Origin of the sequence: Bacteroides mediterraneensis (genome assembly GCF_025993685.1) — a bacterium.
In the GTDB taxonomy this organism is placed as follows: domain Bacteria; phylum Bacteroidota; class Bacteroidia; order Bacteroidales; family Bacteroidaceae; genus Phocaeicola; species Phocaeicola mediterraneensis_A.
This window is the reverse complement of record NZ_DAJPEN010000001.1, coordinates 1,870,887-1,888,259: the sequence shown is the minus strand read 5'-3', so window position 1 is coordinate 1,888,259 and position 17,373 is coordinate 1,870,887. Positions and strand designations below refer to the sequence as shown.

Sequence of the window (17,373 nt, the reverse complement as noted above, 5' to 3'; positions counted from 1 at the left end):
CATTTTAGACGAACATTCAAACAAACGGGAAACGGGAAATGGAAAATCTGGCCGGGAATTCTTCTTTTTTGAGGGTTTGTGTTTCTCAATGATTCGTTTTTGATAAACGGATGGAACACTGTTCATTTGAAAATAGGAGGGCGACCGTCAGATGGGGGAGGTTTTTTAAAGGGGAAAGAGGGTTTTATTCTGAATATTCTATACATTTGTAGAAAAAGAATAATCATTTTCTTATCACGGGATGCGCCATGAAGAAACAGATACAACCCATGAGTATAGGTAAATATGCGATGAAGGCAATAGGGAGCAGTCTTTTCCTGCTGTTTCCGCTTGGCATGACTGCCCAGACCTCGTCCAATGATTCCATCAGCCGGACGGTCGCCTTGGACGAAGTGACCATTGTGGCATCGAATGTCACTCGTGTGGACAATCATCTTGTGATATATCCCAACACCCAGCAGAAAAAATCGTCCAACAGCGGATATGGGGTTTTGAAACGGTTGATGATACCGGGCATGATTGTCGATACGCAGTCGAACAAGGCCGAGGCAATGGGGATGCCCGTGTCGTTCTATATCAACGGGCAACCGGCCGATGAGAGGGATGTCCGGATGCTCCGTCCGAAAGACATTGCAAAGATTGAATATCATGACAATCCGACCGGGAAATATGCGAAAGACCAGATTGTCGTCAATTTCATACTGAAGGAATACAAGGCGGGAGGTTACGTGCAGTGGGATGGCTTGCAGACAATTGGATATACGCATGGCGATTACAATCTTGCCACGAGCCTCAACCGGAAACATACGACCTGTTCCGTATTTGCCGGAGCCAATTATTTTGATGTCGGCAGTAACTGGACCGGGATGGCTGAACATTATGCCTTGTCCGGCCAGCCGGTCGACCGGACAAGCGGTTCCGATGAAGCCTATTCCAGGCACAGCGAGTATGTGCAGTTCCGCTTGCAGCACCAGAAGGCAGGACGGTATATCGTGGGGAAACTGTCGCTGATAAACAATGCTTCTCCCCGCAGCGAAGTGGCCGGAACCGTCCGCACGGGTGAAGAGGTGTCCGCATTCACCACTTCCACCGACCAGAAGAGCCTGTCGCCCAAGCTGGACCTCACGGGTACTCTTCCTCTTTCCCAAACGCAAAGTTTTACTTTCGGTCTGCACGGTACCTATTCCCGTAACCTGTACAACCGGACTTACAGGGAGCCGGACTTTGAATCGGGTTCCTATGAGTCGGAAAATGCCGGAGGTTTCCAACTGTCTGCCCTCTACAACTACTCCAAGGAGAAACATTCTTTTTCGGTCGAACTGTTCGATTTCCATCATGTGTGGAAGGCGCAATACGCAGGCAGCCATCCGCTGGACCAGTCACTCTGGAAGAACGAGTCGCTGGTTTTCCTTTCCTACAATTATGCCTTTACCCCGAAGCTGTCGCTACGGTCAAGAGTGGGGGTGGACTGGCTCCAGTATCGGCTTCACGGCAGTGAAAAACTCAGTAAGCTGTCGCCGCGTGTCGTTCTCAACTTCCAGTATCAGCTGAAAAGTGGGATGCTGTTATGGTCCTCGTCCTATAACAATTACAACTACGGGATGGACCTCATTAACCAGGCCCGCATCGGACTCAATCCTTACCTGGTGCAGACGGGCAATCCTTATCTGAAAGTGGGACGCTCATTCAATTCATACCTGTATTATTCCGGCAAGATAAAGAAAACGGGGCTTTCGGCCATCCTCCAGTACAAGCTGGAGCATAATCCGGTGGTCCACGACTATTATGCAGAGGATACCTATCTCGTCAAGTCGTTTACCAACCGCGGGAACATCCACTATTATGGGGCGATACTGGCGGCCTCGCACACGTTCAACCGGACGTTCAGTCTGTCGGGCGATATAAGATACAACTATACGTCTGTCCACTCCGTGTGCGATTTCGGCAGCCGTAACCTGACGGGTAACCTTAATGCCAATGTCTATCTGGGGGATTTCAGCCTTTCTCCCTATATCAATTTCAGAAACAAAATCGTCAATACTACTTCGCTGGGTATAGAAGAGACTCCCGTCAATTACGAACTGGAATGTACGTATAGCAAAGGGAATTTCTTTGCGGAGGTCAATCTTGTGTCTCCTTTCACCGACCGGAAGTTCAGAAAGACGTTCCAGCATGCACTCTACGCGTACTATTCGGACGAAGATTTCAAGACAAACAGCCGGTACTGTCACATCAAACTGGCCTACACCCTCGACTTCGGCCGCCAGACGAAGAAGGTGAGACAGGAGGTGGACAGGACGATAAACAGTTCGTTGCTGAAGTCTTTTTAGTCATAGGATAAACATATTAGAAATGAGAATGAAGAATATAATAAGCAGTCTTATCGTTTTTTATACGGTGGCAATAATTCCCACATTCGGACAACAATTAAGTCCTGCCCAGCAAATGGCTGATTTTGACACTTTATGTGCAAAATTGGAATATGTGCATCCGGAACTTTATCTCTATCAGTCAAGAGAAGAGTATGAAAACAATAAAGCAATGATTAAGGCATCCCTGACTGATTCTATCAGCATATCCGACTTTTATCTGAAAATAGCTCCTTTTGTGGCTAAGATAAAGGATGGGCATAGCATGATGCTGCCTCCTATTACCAATGACCTCATTGCACATGCAAAGAAAGATGGCAATACCATGCCATTACGAATGAAAGCGACTGGAGATGTCTTTATTGTAGATTATCCAGTGATTGATAATTCCGGAATAAGCGAAGGTGATACGATTCTCAGCATCAACGGTATCAGGTCAAAAGATATACTTGAGGGGATGTATGGCCTTTGGGGTTCGGAGAAGGATAATGGAGTAAAAGAAGGCAGTGTTAACGCCTATTGGTCTCCGTTGTTATGGTACATGTACAAATGGAGCGAATCGTATGTATTTGTGGTAAAGCATGGTGATAAAATTAAAGAGATACGTTTGGAAGGAGTGCCGCAAAGCGTGGCTTTGAAGGTCATCAAGGAAAGGCAGTCTCAGGTCCAGTCCGAAAGTTTCACCTGCAAGTTTTCTTCCGATGATACAAAAGCAATTCTTACTATTCGTAATGTGTATCAGGAAACGAAGTTGAAGGAGTTCTGTGATTCTGTTTTTAAGGAAATAAATCGCAGAAAAATACCGGAGATAGTCATTGACATGCGTAATAATACAGGCGGTTCAAGTAAGTGCGTGGAAAGACTCGTTTCTTATTTCCCGCATCCTGGCTATACAATGTATTCTAAAAGCCAGTTAAAGGTCAGTGCATATTCTAAAGCCTATAATAAAGACAGACATCCGGAGATATTCCGTCAGATTTGCCATTTGCCAGATGGAGAACTTTTTGAAATAAAAGGTACTCCAGTCAATAGTAATTTGGAAGAAACAAATCTATATCACGGAAAGATAACCATTCTGGTAAACAACAAGACTTATTCCGGCGCTTCTACTTTTGCGCACACAATGAGGAATTTGGGCATTGCACGCGTGGAGGGTGAAACTGGTTGTCCTGCCGTCTATTTCGGTAATTATCTGCCTTTCACTTTGCCCAATTCAAAGATAGATTATTATATCAGTATTTCTAAATTTTACGAATAATAAACCGTTTACGATATGAAAAAATGTATGATTCTTTTTGCCTTGCTCATGGGCTGTCTTTGGGCAAAGGCGCAGTCAGTCGTTCCGCAGGTCAATGAAAACGTGGAACTGATGAGTATCTTGTCCCGTATGGCAGGATTTCAGGAATATCACATGGATATGGCAGGGCAGTATATAAAAGACATGGACAGCTATTTTAAAGATAATACTGCGCATCCGGCAGTCCGGTACATGAAAGAGCTCAGAAACAGATATGGCATCTCTTTCGATGCGGTCATGTCCATGGCTATACATCTGGACAACCGGAACGGTACTCTTTCATTGATAGAAGAAGACATCCCCACCTTGGACAAAAGATGGAAGAATGTGGATAAGGATGAGTTCTTGTCTCATCTCAACAGCTTTTATAAGGATACAAACTTCAATGCGTTTTTCAAAGCCCATAAAAGCCTTTATGAAAAGGGAATCAAGTCTTATCAAGACAATGTCATCAACCATTTTGATATAGACTGGTATCCTCGTTTCTATGGCAATGAACCCCAGGAAGTTTTTTCGGTGATCATCGGTTTTTGCAACGGTGGAGGAAACTATGGAGTAGACCGGCAGGTAAAAGGGAAAAAGAAGGAAGTTTTTGCGGTGGTAGGCTATTACGTGGATAAGGAAGATACGCCTATGTATAGCAAGGAATACCTGCCGACACTGATTCATGAATTTAACCATTCCTTCATCAATCATTATCTGGATGAAAACCAATATCCTGCATACGTAAAAGAACTTGAGCCTGCTGCCGTAGATTTGTTCAAGTCTTCACAATGGAGTATGTCGAGACAGGCATACAATAACTGGAAAACCATGGTCAACGAGTCACTTGTTCGCGCAGCTGTAATCTGTTATATGCTGGATAAGGCATACAAACCGGAAGAAATAAGGAATGAACTGTTGGAACAGATGCAACGAAACTTCAGGTGGATGCCGGAATTGGTGAGCCTGCTGAGAAAATACGAGAAAGAACAGGCAAAATATGGTAACTTTGAGAATTTCTATCCGAGTGTGACAGACTTTTTCAAGGAATATGCTCAAAAGGAAAATGAAAGATTCGATGCGATAAAATAATGAAGCTGCTATTATTTTAAATTGCTTAAGGAGAGACTTATATGAATAGATTTTTTTCGCTTTTATCAGTCGTGTTACTTTATTGCGGTACAATTTCTGCGCAATTAATAAACATTGATTATAATAACCCGTTATGGTCCTTTGATTATATGCGTGAGGCATGGAAAAACAATATGGATTTTTTGGAAGCAGAACATAGAATCCAAATTGACAGCACTCATGTAAATCAAAAATTCCGCGATTACTATGGGCAGGCATTGATGACAGTCCAGACTTTCAATGGCAGAATCTTAGAGAAGGACAGAACGGGTTTGCTTTTTAGAAATCCCATACAAAAGCTGAAGCAAAGCGAAGAACTGAGAGAAACAATTACCCCATCAGATGCGAAAGATTTTATCTTGAAGAATTTTTTGGATGAAAAGATAATCATGTTCAATGAAGCGCATTTATATCCGCAGCATCGCGCTTTTATCAATTCCTTATTAAAGGATTTATATGGCAATGGTTACAAGCATCTGTTGATGGAAGCTTTATCTGCCGAATATGAGGGGGTGGCTTATCCAGAAAGAGAAATGGGAATATATACAAATGAACCGAATATGGCAAATCTTGTCAGGAATGCCATACAAACCGGATTCAAACTGCATGCTTATGACGGTTACGAATATAAAAACAGAGATTCTGTTTCGGCAGAAAATATACTGAAAGTCATCAAAAACAATCCTCAGGATAAGTTCGTAATTATATGCGGATTTGCCCATAATAATGAGAAACTTTCCCGTTCACTTGCATCTTATCTGAACCAAATAGCCCAAATAAATCCTTTGACAATAGATCTTACCGTTTATTCGGAACCCGAATCAAGCAGCTATTATAATGAACTTTTGGATTATTATCACATCGAAGTTCCGTCTGTTTTGACCGGGCCTGACAATAAGCAGGTGGGCATGAAAAACTCATCCGGAAGAGACCTTTATGTGGTTTTTCCACATACGAAGTATGTTTACGGCTATCCACAATGGATGATAAACCCAAAAGAAAACAAATTTGACTCTTTGAAATCCTCAGATTATGATGTGGCAAGAGTATATATAAAAGAAGAACTTACACATATCAAATCTCCGGTTCCATATTCCTTTAAATATAGAAACAGTGATAACATGATACTTGTTCCTCTAAAGGATTACATTATTAACTTTTACAGGATAAAAGATGGAAAACTGGATTTGGTTGAAAGTTATGATAGCAGTAATACCAGCCCAGATTGAGATAATCGTACAGGTGTGATGCCTTAAAGGCTTCCTCTTAAAGATTCTCGATATCTTATTTGGTCATTTTTAGGTCTTGAATTACAGAATGGAGTTGAACATGTGCAAACATACGGTTGTATGAGAAAGATAATTTTCATCCTCACTTTAATTTTGATGATATGCCATACGGCAATGGCAGAAGAAATCTCGAATTATAAGCTTCTCATCTGCAAAGATAATCAGGAAGCAGCCAACCTTCATGTGTCTTGTTCGTTCTACTTGGATTTCCAATGTGCAGACAGTGTCTCAATGAACTTGGGTGGAGGTCAGGAATTTTCGATTGAGAATCTGACGGTAAAGGGAGATGCATTTGAATATGAATATAATGGGGAAGCCAAGAATATCGTATTCCATAAAAAGACAAAACATTCGGTTCACGTCGACATGGAGTATAGCTACACCAATCTGTCCGCTTTTTTCATCTATGGAGAAGGGGATGCGGAATTGTGGGAGACCAGTTTCGGTGAATACTTTTATCCTTATGTGCCGAATACCTACATGGATATGGACCTGGATGTGGAGACCCCTGACTCACTTTCTTTGATTTGTTCATACCCGTTGAAACTGGAAAATGCCACGAAATACAGTGGTAAGTTGCATCATATCCTGTCGCAGTCGTTGACGCTGGCCTTCATACGGAGTGAGACTTATCAGCGGACGGAAGAATATATCCCCGGTAGATTGTCCATTTACCAGATTATGGACATGCAATGCGGTAAGGAACGTTATGACGAACTGCTTGAACTGACGAAAGCCAGTATCGCTTTCTTTGGAAGAGTCTATGGGGAAGATTATATTTCTGAAGGACGGAATGTAACTACTCTGCCTGTTTATCTGTTTCACGACGGAAAGGGGTTCAGCAACAGGTATAACATCGGCTTCATCTCCGCTTCGCAGGAGAAGTTTTCCACTTATCCCGATATCTATCCGTTGGTTCATGAGATAGGACATCGCTGGCTGGGTGAATGGACGCTGCTCATTGATGACGGACAGCCGGGTGCTTATTTCATCAAAGAATCGCTGAATGAGTTTATGACTCTCATGTTTATCCGTCAATTCTATGGTGTCCGAACTTATGAAGCTCAGCTTGACAAGTGCAGGGCGGAGTATGAGAAAATCAAGGGTACGCCTCAGGATGAGCCACTTGTGGATGTAGTGCTGAATAACAACAATACCGTTGTTTACAGAAAAGGACCTCTGGTGTTGGATTGTATTGCGAAGCAAATAGGGTATGACGAACTGATGGGTCTCATCGCCAGATTCTATCGGAAATACGCAGGAAAGTATCCGTTGAGATATACGGACTTCATCGATATGCTCCACGAAAGCAAAGCAGGGGTAGGTGAAATTTGCATGGAGGTCGCATGTGTGTCAGATAAATAGTTGCAAAAGAAAGATAGACAAGCTGATTTTGTCCTGACGTATGATGAGGTATCACAAAAAGGGAGAACCCGGCGCAAAACCGAAGGTCCTCCCTTTTTTATGAAGATTCTTTCTCAGGTCATTCTGCCACCTTCTTGACCACCAGTGTGTGGTTGTTGGCATCCCGCCATTCTGCCAGCAGGGCATACAGCTCCTTGTAGTTGGACGGAGTCTGCAGCTGTCGGCTTATCCGGAGACTGCGGGTCACTTTCACGCCGTCTTTCGTCGGCTGGTAGCTGAAGGCGACTTTTCCGCAGGCGTTGCTGACTTCCTTGTCGGCACGCGGGGTGACTTTTATTCCTTCCGGCAGACGGACAATGGTCTCCAGTGTACAGTTCATTGTTCTAGGCAGAAGGATACTTTCAGGAATGGTCGTGTTGGCCGCATACGCATAAAGGGTACGTACGGGTGTCGGGTCGGGCAGGACGACGATTCCCCAGCCTTCGGCGGGCTGTTGCAATTGGGCTTTGTCTACTTGCAGGGTGTCGGTTTGCTGCATATCCTTGGCACTCAGATAGGCTTCCATTGTCAGGGGGTTGCCTTCCAGGTTGGTCACTGTCAGGAAGGGTTGCAGGCAGGCTTCTTCCGTACCGGTCAGGGCGACCTTTTCGGGCATCAGCTTGCTCTGGGCTACCACCGATACGAGGCTGGACAGTCCCTGATTGTCTTTCGTGGACGGACGCAGGGCGCAGACGGCCACTTCCGCTTCCAGTCCGGCAGCCTGTTGCAAGGTGACATCCAGGTTCACCAGTTCCGCCTGGGTACCGTAGGCTGAGCGAATGACTTCCGAAGCCGGACGCAGGCGGTAGCCAGCTTCTTGCAGGGATACCCCGCAACGTCCCAGCTGATACAGGCCGGCCATGTAGTCGGCAATGGCATTGCGGATGGCCTGCGGGTTGCCTTCAATTCCTCGGGTCAGTTCGGCCACTTTGGCTTCAATGACGGAACGGCTGCCGGGCTGGAACTGATCTTTCAGGCTTTTCAGGGCTTCGTCGTAACGCGGCCAGGTGGAGGCTATGAAGACGGGCATCATGCCGCTGCTCACTGCCTGTACCTGTCCCATGGCTCCTCTGGCAGAGGGATAAGCGTACGGATGGGGTTTCACATCTTTCAGTGTCCAGGTAAAAGTTTTCATGCCGCTTCCTTGGGTAATGGCCGGTTTGGCGGAAGCGTTCAGCAGTTCATAGTGTACCGCTTTTCCGGCCGGAACGTTCAGACGGAAGGTATATTCCTTGATGGGGGAAAGTTCTTTCACCGGGCAGCAGACATCCAGTTCCGGCAGGTAACCGGCCTTGCTCACGATGGAATAGTCCAGTACGATGGTGGCCCCCAGTTCGAGTCCGGTGTGCACCACGACCATCTCTTTCAGGCGGTTGTAGGCCGGGGCATTGGCGGCTGCCGAGGGGAGTACCTCTACCAGGGCGTTGGCCGGAGTCTGGATGACGGTACCATCTTTCTGACGGGTGTAGGATTCGTGGATTTCCAACTTCTGGAAGTTCGGGTCGTACACGATAAAGGTTTCTCCATACAAGCTGTTCATGGCGGCATGTGTGAACAGGGTCAGTTCCTTTTGTACCCGTACCTCCTGGCTGCCGTCGGCCCGCAGGGTATAGGTCTTCGAAAGTTTGCGGAACTCCGCTTCCGATGCGGCTTTGGCCGGCAGGACAGCCAGCAAAAGCATTCCTATGATTCCTATGTAAATCGATAATGTTTTCATTGCTTTTCGTTTCATGTTAAGCCCTCGCATAAGGGATTACTTTTTGATTACCATATATTCTCCATATCCTTTGGCGGTGTTCACTGCCTTGCGGAAGCTGTCCCAGTCGGCTGCTTCATAGACACGCTTCTTCAACCGCAGGGAGGTTTTCAACTGCAGCTGGTTACCGCTCTGTTTCAGGCTTCCGGTGAATCCGGCACCCGTACCGTCCATCTGGTCCTGTTTTTCCTTTCCTTGCCATTTGTATCCGGCCGGAAGTTTCAGGTTTTCTTCCATTTTAACCAGACGGGAGCAGCCGTCCTTGAAGCCGTAGGCCCGTTTCTCCAGGCTGGTATCAATCCGCAGGTAGGAGAGGACCTGGGTATAGAGGTTGTTCAGCACGAAGGGCTTGAAGATGAGTTCGCCTTCCTCGCCTTTCAGGGCATACCCTGGAATGGTATAGCGGAACGTAATCCGGATGGGAGCTTTCTGATAGTCTTTCGGTGCACGACCATAGTCCACACTTTCCAGCCGGGCTTTCGGGGAGACGTTCAACAGCTGGCGTTCCATGGAGTGTTTCCATTCGCTCTGGAAGCCGGTGGTGAAGATGCGTCGGATGTTGCTGTCGCTCTGTCCTTCGGCTTCGATGGTGAAGGAGCCTTTCAGTGCGCCCTTCTCGTCGAGGGTGTTCTGGGCCTTGATGCGCACGTAATGGTTTTCCGGGTCGGAAATCGGAGTCAGGCACAGGTCGGTGCCTTCCGGGGTGCCCGGCAGGTAGTTCTGCTGCTGTTCGGCACTGCTCCACAGTTCCCGGCAGAAAGGTACCCAGGTCGGGTCGAGGGGCATCAGTGTACCGTCACTGAGCTTTACCACGGCCACACAGTGATTGAAATGGTCGGCAGGGATGGTCTCCACGCGGCTGCCCGCCATGGTCATGGCCGGGAAGGCTTCGAATCCTGCCATCCGCAAGAAGGAAATCAGGGTACCGGCAATGTCCTTGCACACGCCGCAGCGGTCGGTGTAATCCATCTTCAGATTGTGCAGGGTGAATCCTTCACCTTTCCCCATGGAGATTCCCGCATAACGGATGTTGTCGGCCACCCAGTGGGTCAGCACGGCGATTTTCTCCATCTCGGTCTTCTTGCCGCGAATCAGTTCGTCTACCTTTTTCTGGGCTTCCGGAATGGCAGTAAAGCTGCCGTAGTCTTCATTGACGCCATAGAACCAGCGCGACTTCTCTTTCCAGTCGGCAGTGGTAGACATCATCAGTTTCGGTGCGGCGTCATAGAAATCCACCATGTTCGGTTCGCGGCGGAAGGGCATGATTTCGTTTTTGGCGAAGGTGTAGACTTTCCGTCCGTCCTCGTAGCGCATGGAGGAGGCACAGTCGCCCTGGTAGAACTGGAACTGGATTTCTTTTTCGGCCGGAAGGCTGACGCGGTACACTTTCCGCAGGGTCGGCTCGGTGGCCCAGAAGGGTACGATGTCGTAGAACTGCCCGCGCATCGGGGGAATGAAACGTGAGTCGTCTCCTTCCTGCGGCAGGTCGGCCAACAGGGCGTAGGTGAATCCTTTCTTGTCGATTTCATAGTCGACGATATCGCCCGGTTTCAGGGCACCCAACTCCAGCATAATCTGGCGGGCTCCCCAGTAAATGGCTCTGGCCGGAGCGGCATAATCGCAGGTCTTGCTGACGTCGACCATCGTATATGTTCCGTCGGTATGATAGATGGTCACCCGCTTGAAGGTGGCGGCGGCTGTCAGCGGGTCGTAATCGTATTTCAATACCCGTTGCTGCAAGGCTCCGGCAGGTGTCTGTACCCGCACGGCCCGGCAGACCGCAAACGAACCTTGTCCGGTGGGTTCTACCGTTACACTCGTACTGTCCAATAAGTTCACACAAGGATAGCTGGCATACTGTTTATCCAGCGCAATGTTCCCGCCGTTTTTCCACGACTGGGCATGTACCACCGTTCCTCCCAGCATCAGGATGAAGGTGCCTACAAAAAATAGTTTTGTCTTTCTCATATTCCTTTTAAATAGGTTTCCTGATTATAAAAACGGCATAAATTTATACATTCTTTGTGTGATGGCCTAATGCTTGTGTGCTTTTATTTTTAAATGAGTCGAATCTGTGTCAGAATGACAACTGCTCGGGCTCTCTGGAAGAAGGACGATTCGCTTCGGGAAAGACGGTGTGCTTTCGGGATTGTTTGTTTCAGGGACAGATGAAGGCTGGCATTGACTGGTTGGAAACTGGGGCTATGGAAAGCGGGTTTGGTCATTCGTCGGGAATCGTATTATTTTTCTTGGATTCCTTCAGAATTAAGTTAGTTTTCCTATATTTGTAGAAGATGAACCTTAAAATATATGCGTGATGAAACAGATTCTGATTCTTTTGTGTGTCCTGCTGGGATTGGGCAGCTGCCAGGGCGGGAATTCCACCCAGATAGACAACCGGACGGTGGCGCAGTTCGACGTGTCCCGCTTCATGGGAAAATGGTATGAGATAGCCCGCTACGACCATCGTTTTGAAAAAGGAATGAGCCGTGTGACGGCCACTTACACCTTGCTTCCGAATGGGCGTATCGAGGTGCTGAACGCGGGATACAAGGACGGGAAATACAAGGAAATCACCGGTAAGGCGAAACAGCCCGACCCGAATGACCCCGGCAAACTGAAGGTATCATTCTTCCTGTGGTTCTATGCCGATTATTACGTGCTCGACATCGACCCGGACTACCGCTATGTGCTGATTGGCAGCAGCAGCGACAAGTATCTGTGGATTATGAGCCGGGAAGAGAAACTGCCCGACGGCGTGCTTCAGCAACTTCTTGATGAGCTGCGGAAACGCGGATATGACACAGATAGGTTGGTGTTTAATTAATGGAAGGAGCTCAATTGCGGAAAGCGTTTTTAATACAAAAAAATCTCCTGCTTTGCCTTGATGAATAGGGCGAAAGCAGGAGATTTTTTGTGGATTCCAATTGATAAGATGATGGCTGTCTCAGGCCCGGAAACCGATGCGGCGTGTGGGCTGCGGTTCCAGTTTCAGCATTCGGTTGCCGCGAAGGTGACGGCTGGCAGCCTGTACGTCTTCCACCTCGATGGTGCGGAACAGGAGGGTGTCGTCGGGCAGGGTAGGCAGCGACATGATGCGCCGGGCCATGCTCTTGATGAGACCCTGTTCTATCAGGTTGTGCACCCAGCGCCCGTTGCCGAAATGGGCGTCTCGGTGGTCGGTGGCTTCCACGATGAGGCGGTACAGGGCCTCGTCTGCGGCAGGCGCCAGCTGGAAGCTCCGTTTCTCCAGGTAGCGGTGCGCCATTTCCCGCAGCTCGTCCGCCGTGTAGTCGTCAAAGTGGAACTGGAGCGGGAAGCGGTCCTGCAAGCCCGGGTTGGTGCGCATCAGCAACTGCATCTTGTCCTCGTAGCCGGCCAGGATGACAATCAGGTCGGGATTGGGTTCCGAGAGCACGGAGAGTAGGGCATGGATGACTTCCTTGCCGAAATCCCTCGTTTCCTCCCGGGTGGTCACCAGCGTGTAGGCCTCGTCGATGAAGAGCACGCCGCCCCGTGCCTCCTGGATGGCTTCTCTGGTCTTCTTTTCCGTCTCTCCGATGAATTCGCCCACGAGGTTCGTGCGGCAGGTCTCCACGGTATGCCCCACGGAAAGCAGTCCCATCTGATGATACATTTGTCCGATGAGCTTGGCCACCGTAGTCTTTCCCGTACCCGGATTACCGAGGAACAGCATGTGGTGACGGTTTTCCGGCGACGTATCAAGTCCCAGTTCCTGCCGTTTCTTCGTGAAGCGGGCCAGCAGTCGTGCTTCTTCCAGGTCCTCTTTCAGGCGCGTCAGTCCCACCATCTCCTGCAAGGCCTGTTCGGCATCCGGTTCCTTGTCGGCAGTATCCTTCGCTGGCATGTCGTCGGTTCCTCCCAAGTCGAGATCATCGGTTCCTTTTGGTGCGAGACTGTCGGTTCCCAGAAGCATGTCTTCCTCGTCAAACGGCAGGGCAAGCAAGTCGGCCGGAGTCTCTTCATCCGGGTCGGTATCGGCGGGACGGTCGGGAGTATAAATCGTGTTCTGCTCGATGAAGAGCCGTTCCATTGCCTCACTGTAGGTCCGCAGCTGGCAGGTGGCTCCCAGTGCCCCATAGAAGATGAAGCGAGGACCGGAGGTACCGGTCTGCTCCAGCCACTGTCCCAGCAGGTCGACCAGGAGAGTATCCTGGTCGGAGTAAGTCAGGTAGGGCACTTCTACCACTACCACCTTCTTCTGGCTGATTTTCTGCTGAAGCTGTGGCCATTTCAGAGAACCGTTCAGCAGTTCCCGCAAAGAGAAATGGTAGCAGAACGACGGCCGCTTCTCACAGAAATGGAAGGCCAGCAGACGGATGGCACAGGCACGAGCCTGGTCGCCCGTCACGAGCAAGTGGGGCACGGGAAGCTGACGGCTGTCGAGGGCATGGAACAGCTCGATGAACTGCCGGATGAAGTTGCCGTCGTTTCCTTCCCGTAGCAGTCGGTCGAACAAGGGCAGGAAACAGAATTTCTCGGCGAAGTATCTTTCTTCCGGGCGGGTTTGGAAATCCTCCACCTCGGCCTTGTCCCAGCGTTCGTAGCCGGCATAGAGTTCCAGGAGGACCCATCCCATCGGACGCCCGTTGCGGTAGATATAGATGCGGTAGAGACCGACACCCCATACCTCATCAGAACAGATATCGAAGCGGACTTTGCGGAGATTTTTTCTCGGCAGTTCGCGGGCATCGCAACCTAAGAAACGGTATTCGTCGGAGTATACGCGGATGGAAAGTTCCTGCGCATCGGTAAAGCCGTCGGGATGAGAGAGTTCCACAGCGAGGTGGTTCTGAGCATATTCGGGAGCATAAAGTTCTTCGGAAAAAGTGCGGGAAGCACGTAACATAAGATTTTTCATATACAACAAATGGGTTTTAAAGTGAAAAAATAAATGGATAAAGCTGAAACCTGCAGGCACGAACGGTCTGCGGGAGTAGAAAAGTCCCTCTCGTTTCCCCATTGAAAGAGAGGTACGCGCTAGTACGTCAAAGAGCACAACCATCCCGGCCTCCTTGTCGGAAGCAATGATTCATTCGATTCCTAAGCTGAGAAAAATCCGGTCAGGACCTCAGCGGAACGTAACGAAAACTCGGTGTGACATCTTTAACGATCATTTGTTGTATATAAAATCAAAGTGCGATGAAATCTCCTTTAAGCGGAGGTTCGGAACAAAGATAAGCATAACTCTTGAATTAAAGAAGAATAAATGAATAATTAATAATGAATAATGAATAACGGAGTGGAGTGCACACAAAAAAATATGTCCTTTTGTTCTTCTGTCCGAAAAAAGAAAACATCCACGGATATAACGGGAAAAAGAATGCAGAAAAAGCGCTTGTGGGATTGGAAGATTATCTCTAATTTTGAGTGACGATAAAAACGAGGAAATATATGGGTCATACGAATTTTAATCTGCAACGGTTTCTGGATGCTCAGGAAGACATGTATCCCGTAGCATTGAAGGAAATCCGGAAGGGTGGCAAGCAGAGCCATTGGATTTGGTATATTTTCCCTCAGGAGAAGGGACTGGGATACAGTTACAATTCACAATTCTACGGATTGGATGGCGAGGAGGAGGCCCGGGCCTATCTGGCGCATCCGGTATTGGGGACGCGTCTGCGGGAAATCACCCGTGCCTTGCTGGCGCATCGCGGACATCGTACAGTACGGCAACTGATGGGTTCGGAGGTGGATGTACTGAAACTGCATAGTTCAATGCAGCTGTTCGACAAGGTCTCCCCGGACGATGTGTTTACCGAGGTGCTGAAAGCGTATTTCTCTAAATAAGAAGGAGGAAGCCATGAAAGATATCCGAATAACCGTGATGCGCAAGGCGTGCTACCACGACCTGATGGCGCAGTACGAGAATCCCCTCGAACATCCCTGCGATATGGAAGAAGGGCAGGTGTTCATCGCCCACGGCTGGGAGAAGCCCGAGGGACTGTGTGAGAGTGCGTGGCAGAGCATGTCGCCTTTCGTGATGGCACTGGCGCACGGGGGAAGCAATTTCTACGACGGCTGGATGAAGAACGAGCGCTCGGCCATGATTTCGTGCAACGACGGTTTCCGTCCGGTAAGTTTCCTGATTGAAGTAATCGATTAATACCGAAGGATATGTTAGCTTATACTTATATGAAACAGGGGCAGTTCGCCTTGCTGGAGAAGCCGATGCCCATGCTGAAAGACCCGAAGGATGCCTTGGTGCGCGTCACCTTGGGAAGTATCTGCACCAGCGATTTGCACATCAAGCACGGCAGTGTGCCGCGGGCCGTACCGGGCATCACGGTGGGCCATGAGATGGTGGGTATCGTGGAGCAGGTGGGAGCGGAAGTCACGAACGTGAAACCGGGCGACCGGGTGACGGTCAATGTGGAGACTTTCTGCGGAGAGTGTTTCTTCTGCCGCCACGGATATGTGAACAACTGCGAGGACCCCGACGGAGGTTGGGCACTGGGTTGCCGTATCGACGGCGGTCAGGCGGAATACGTGCGGGTGCCGCATGCCGACCAGGGACTGAACCGTATTCCCGACGGGGTGACGGATGAGCAGGCGCTTTTCGTGGGCGACATCCTGGCCACTGGCTTCTGGGCCGCGCGCATCTCGGAAATCACGCCCGACGATACGGTGCTGCTGATTGGGGCCGGACCCACGGGAATCTGCACGCTGCTCTGTGCCCGGCTGAAGCATCCGCGCCGCCTCATTGTGTGTGAGAAGTCGGAAGAGCGTATCCGTTTCGTGCAGACGCATTATCCCGAGGTACTGGTCACTACCCCGGAGCAGTGTCAGGCATTCGTGAAAGCCCACAGTGCGCACGGAGGAGCCGACGTGGTCATCGAGGTGGCTGGAGCCGATGACACCTTCCGTCTGGCTTGGGAATGTGCTCGTCCGAATGCCATCGTGACCGTCGTCGCCTTGTACGACCGTCCGCAGGTGCTTCCCTTGCCCGACATGTACGGCAAGAACCTCACCTTCAAGACGGGAGGGGTAGACGGCTGCGATTGTGCCGAAATCCTCCGGCTGATTGCGGAAGGTAAGATTGACACCACACCGCTCATCACGCACCGCTTCCCCCTCAACGAGATAGAAGAGGCCTACCGCATCTTCGAAAACCGTCTGGACGGGGTGATTAAGGTGGCGGTAACTGAAAAAGTCGAGCCTTATGCAGGAGATACGGAGTGGCAGCGTATTGCCCGGACCAAACAATCTGATTTCCGTCGGAACTGTTTGCGGGTGGGATGTGAGGCCAATTCATTGAATCGGCAGGATGGTACGAAGAATTATTATGGAAATGTGTTTCAGGAAAAGGATGCCCGGAAAGGATTGAATTTCTACGAAGGTTTCCGGAAAGAAATCTTGTCTGCCATAGGGGCGTACAGACAGCCGTTATGGGCCAACCTGCTCCGTAGTGAACATATTCCATGGAACCTGTTTTTTCCGATGGGACTTACTTCCCGCGCAAAAGAAGCTTGTGGTGGACTCTTGCGGGAGTTGACGGGACTGGATGTGAAGGAGGTGACCTGTATCCGGATTGAGTATGCTCCTTTTCCAAGAGATACGGCCGATGGTTGGCGCTATTTGAATGACGGTACCTCGTTTGACTGTTACATTGGGTACAAGGATAATTCGGATGCTTTCTGTGGAATCGGCATAGAAGTGAAATACACGGAGATGGCCTATAAGTTGCAGCCGGGTTCATCTGAATATAGGCATACCCGGGAGAAACTGAGTGAAGAGTATCTGCATGTCACCCTTCAGAGTGGATGCTATCACACGCTTTCTGCTACCACAGACGAGGAAGCCTTTCCAAAAGTTCTGATAGAAGATGATTACCGTCAGTTGTGGCGCAATCATATACTTGGAATGTCGATGGTACAGCATCATGATATCCGCCGTTTCTTGTCGGTTCATTTATATCCTTCTGGGAACAGGCACTATGAGAAGGTGCTTCCTGAATATGAGTGCCTGTTGACAGAGAAAGGCCGGAGCACCTTCCTTCCTCTTACTTATGAGCAGTTGTTTGAAGCAATGGGGCATTATGTGTTTTTCTCTTGCGAGGAAGACAGAAAATGGAAAGAATATTTGCAGGACAGGTATTTGTATTGAGAATCTGAAAGATGTTGT

Annotated in this window: 12 protein-coding genes and 1 pseudogene; 10 read left to right on the top strand and 3 right to left on the bottom strand. The window is 49.0% G+C overall.

The genetic code is table 11. The features are described 5' to 3' along the window. Positions 1 to 248 precede the first annotated feature (248 nt). The 5 genes from OIM59_RS08015 to OIM59_RS07995 all read left to right on the top strand — a co-directional run bounded on the left by OIM59_RS08015 (position 249) and on the right by OIM59_RS07995 (position 7,433). On the top strand, positions 249 to 2,330 hold the full coding sequence (locus OIM59_RS08015) for a hypothetical protein (protein ID WP_303896063.1): 2,082 nt from the start codon (positions 249 to 251) through the stop codon (positions 2,328 to 2,330). A 22-nt stretch (positions 2,331 to 2,352) separates the two neighbouring features. Next, positions 2,353 to 3,627: a S41 family peptidase gene (locus tag OIM59_RS08010; RefSeq protein WP_299172114.1), complete on the top strand. Its 1,275-nt coding sequence runs from the start codon at positions 2,353 to 2,355 to the stop codon at positions 3,625 to 3,627. Between the two features lie 15 nt (positions 3,628 to 3,642). Beyond that, positions 3,643 to 4,740, top strand: a complete 1,098-nt coding sequence (locus tag OIM59_RS08005; protein ID WP_299172116.1) for a DUF4932 domain-containing protein — start codon at positions 3,643 to 3,645, stop codon at positions 4,738 to 4,740. A 41-nt stretch (positions 4,741 to 4,781) separates the two neighbouring features. Next, a complete protein-coding gene (locus OIM59_RS08000) occupies positions 4,782 to 6,008 on the top strand; it encodes a hypothetical protein (RefSeq protein WP_299172119.1) in 1,227 nt (408 codons plus the stop codon). Between the two features lie 120 nt (positions 6,009 to 6,128). Beyond that, positions 6,129 to 7,433: a hypothetical protein gene (locus OIM59_RS07995; protein WP_299172121.1), complete on the top strand. Its 1,305-nt coding sequence runs from the start codon at positions 6,129 to 6,131 to the stop codon at positions 7,431 to 7,433. Positions 7,434 to 7,551: 118 nt separating this feature from the next. Here the strand turns inward: OIM59_RS07995 and OIM59_RS07990 are convergent, their stop codons facing one another. Together OIM59_RS07990 and OIM59_RS07985 are read right to left on the bottom strand one after the other, a co-directional pair. Further along, a complete protein-coding gene (locus OIM59_RS07990; RefSeq protein WP_299172124.1) occupies positions 7,552 to 9,189 on the bottom strand; it encodes a DUF3857 domain-containing protein in 1,638 nt (545 codons plus the stop codon). 36 nt (positions 9,190 to 9,225) lie between these two features. Beyond that, a complete protein-coding gene (locus OIM59_RS07985) occupies positions 9,226 to 11,196 on the bottom strand; it encodes a DUF3857 domain-containing protein (protein ID WP_299172126.1) in 1,971 nt (656 codons plus the stop codon). A gap of 349 nt (positions 11,197 to 11,545) precedes the next feature. Here OIM59_RS07985 and OIM59_RS07980 point away from each other — a divergent pair, with 349 nt between their 5' ends. After that, positions 11,546 to 12,055, top strand: coding sequence for a lipocalin family protein (locus OIM59_RS07980; protein ID WP_299172128.1), 510 nt, complete (start codon positions 11,546 to 11,548; stop codon positions 12,053 to 12,055). Between the two features lie 120 nt (positions 12,056 to 12,175). Here the strand turns inward: OIM59_RS07980 and OIM59_RS07975 are convergent, their stop codons facing one another. Next, positions 12,176 to 14,110, bottom strand: coding sequence for an AAA family ATPase (locus OIM59_RS07975; protein WP_299172130.1), 1,935 nt, complete (start codon positions 14,108 to 14,110; stop codon positions 12,176 to 12,178). A gap of 533 nt (positions 14,111 to 14,643) precedes the next feature. Here OIM59_RS07975 and OIM59_RS07970 point away from each other — a divergent pair. From OIM59_RS07970 to OIM59_RS18710, 4 genes and pseudogenes are all read left to right on the top strand, one after another. Next, positions 14,644 to 15,039: a DUF1810 domain-containing protein gene (locus OIM59_RS07970; RefSeq protein ID WP_299172132.1), complete on the top strand. Its 396-nt coding sequence runs from the start codon at positions 14,644 to 14,646 to the stop codon at positions 15,037 to 15,039. A gap of 13 nt (positions 15,040 to 15,052) precedes the next feature. Next, positions 15,053 to 15,355 (top strand): TIGR04076 family protein, encoded by a 303-nt coding sequence (locus tag OIM59_RS07965; protein WP_072542471.1) that lies wholly within the window; start codon positions 15,053 to 15,055, stop codon positions 15,353 to 15,355. An 11-nt stretch (positions 15,356 to 15,366) separates the two neighbouring features. After that, positions 15,367 to 16,401, top strand: a pseudogene (locus tag OIM59_RS07960) (alcohol dehydrogenase); the annotation flags it as partial. Beyond that, on the top strand, positions 16,375 to 17,355 hold the full coding sequence (locus tag OIM59_RS18710; protein WP_369695928.1) for a hypothetical protein: 981 nt from the start codon (positions 16,375 to 16,377) through the stop codon (positions 17,353 to 17,355). The pseudogene OIM59_RS07960 and the gene OIM59_RS18710, both read left to right, overlap by 27 nt. The last annotated feature ends 18 nt before the right edge of the window (positions 17,356 to 17,373 follow it).

Coding starts and splice junctions, on each gene's coding strand:
- OIM59_RS08005 (WP_299172116.1), top strand. CDS start 3,643: ATGAAAAAATGTATGATTCTTTTTGCCTTGCTCATGGGCTGTCTTTGG.
- OIM59_RS08000 (WP_299172119.1), top strand. CDS start 4,782: ATGAATAGATTTTTTTCGCTTTTATCAGTCGTGTTACTTTATTGCGGT.
- OIM59_RS07975 (WP_299172130.1), bottom strand. CDS start 14,110: ATGAAAAATCTTATGTTACGTGCTTCCCGCACTTTTTCCGAAGAACTT.
- OIM59_RS08010 (WP_299172114.1), top strand. CDS start 2,353: ATGAGAATGAAGAATATAATAAGCAGTCTTATCGTTTTTTATACGGTG.
- OIM59_RS07965 (WP_072542471.1), top strand. CDS start 15,053: ATGAAAGATATCCGAATAACCGTGATGCGCAAGGCGTGCTACCACGAC.
- OIM59_RS07970 (WP_299172132.1), top strand. CDS start 14,644: ATGGGTCATACGAATTTTAATCTGCAACGGTTTCTGGATGCTCAGGAA.
- OIM59_RS07980 (WP_299172128.1), top strand. CDS start 11,546: ATGAAACAGATTCTGATTCTTTTGTGTGTCCTGCTGGGATTGGGCAGC.
- OIM59_RS07990 (WP_299172124.1), bottom strand. CDS start 9,189: ATGAAAACATTATCGATTTACATAGGAATCATAGGAATGCTTTTGCTG.
- OIM59_RS07995 (WP_299172121.1), top strand. CDS start 6,129: ATGAGAAAGATAATTTTCATCCTCACTTTAATTTTGATGATATGCCAT.
- OIM59_RS08015 (WP_303896063.1), top strand. CDS start 249: ATGAAGAAACAGATACAACCCATGAGTATAGGTAAATATGCGATGAAG.
- OIM59_RS07985 (WP_299172126.1), bottom strand. CDS start 11,196: ATGAGAAAGACAAAACTATTTTTTGTAGGCACCTTCATCCTGATGCTG.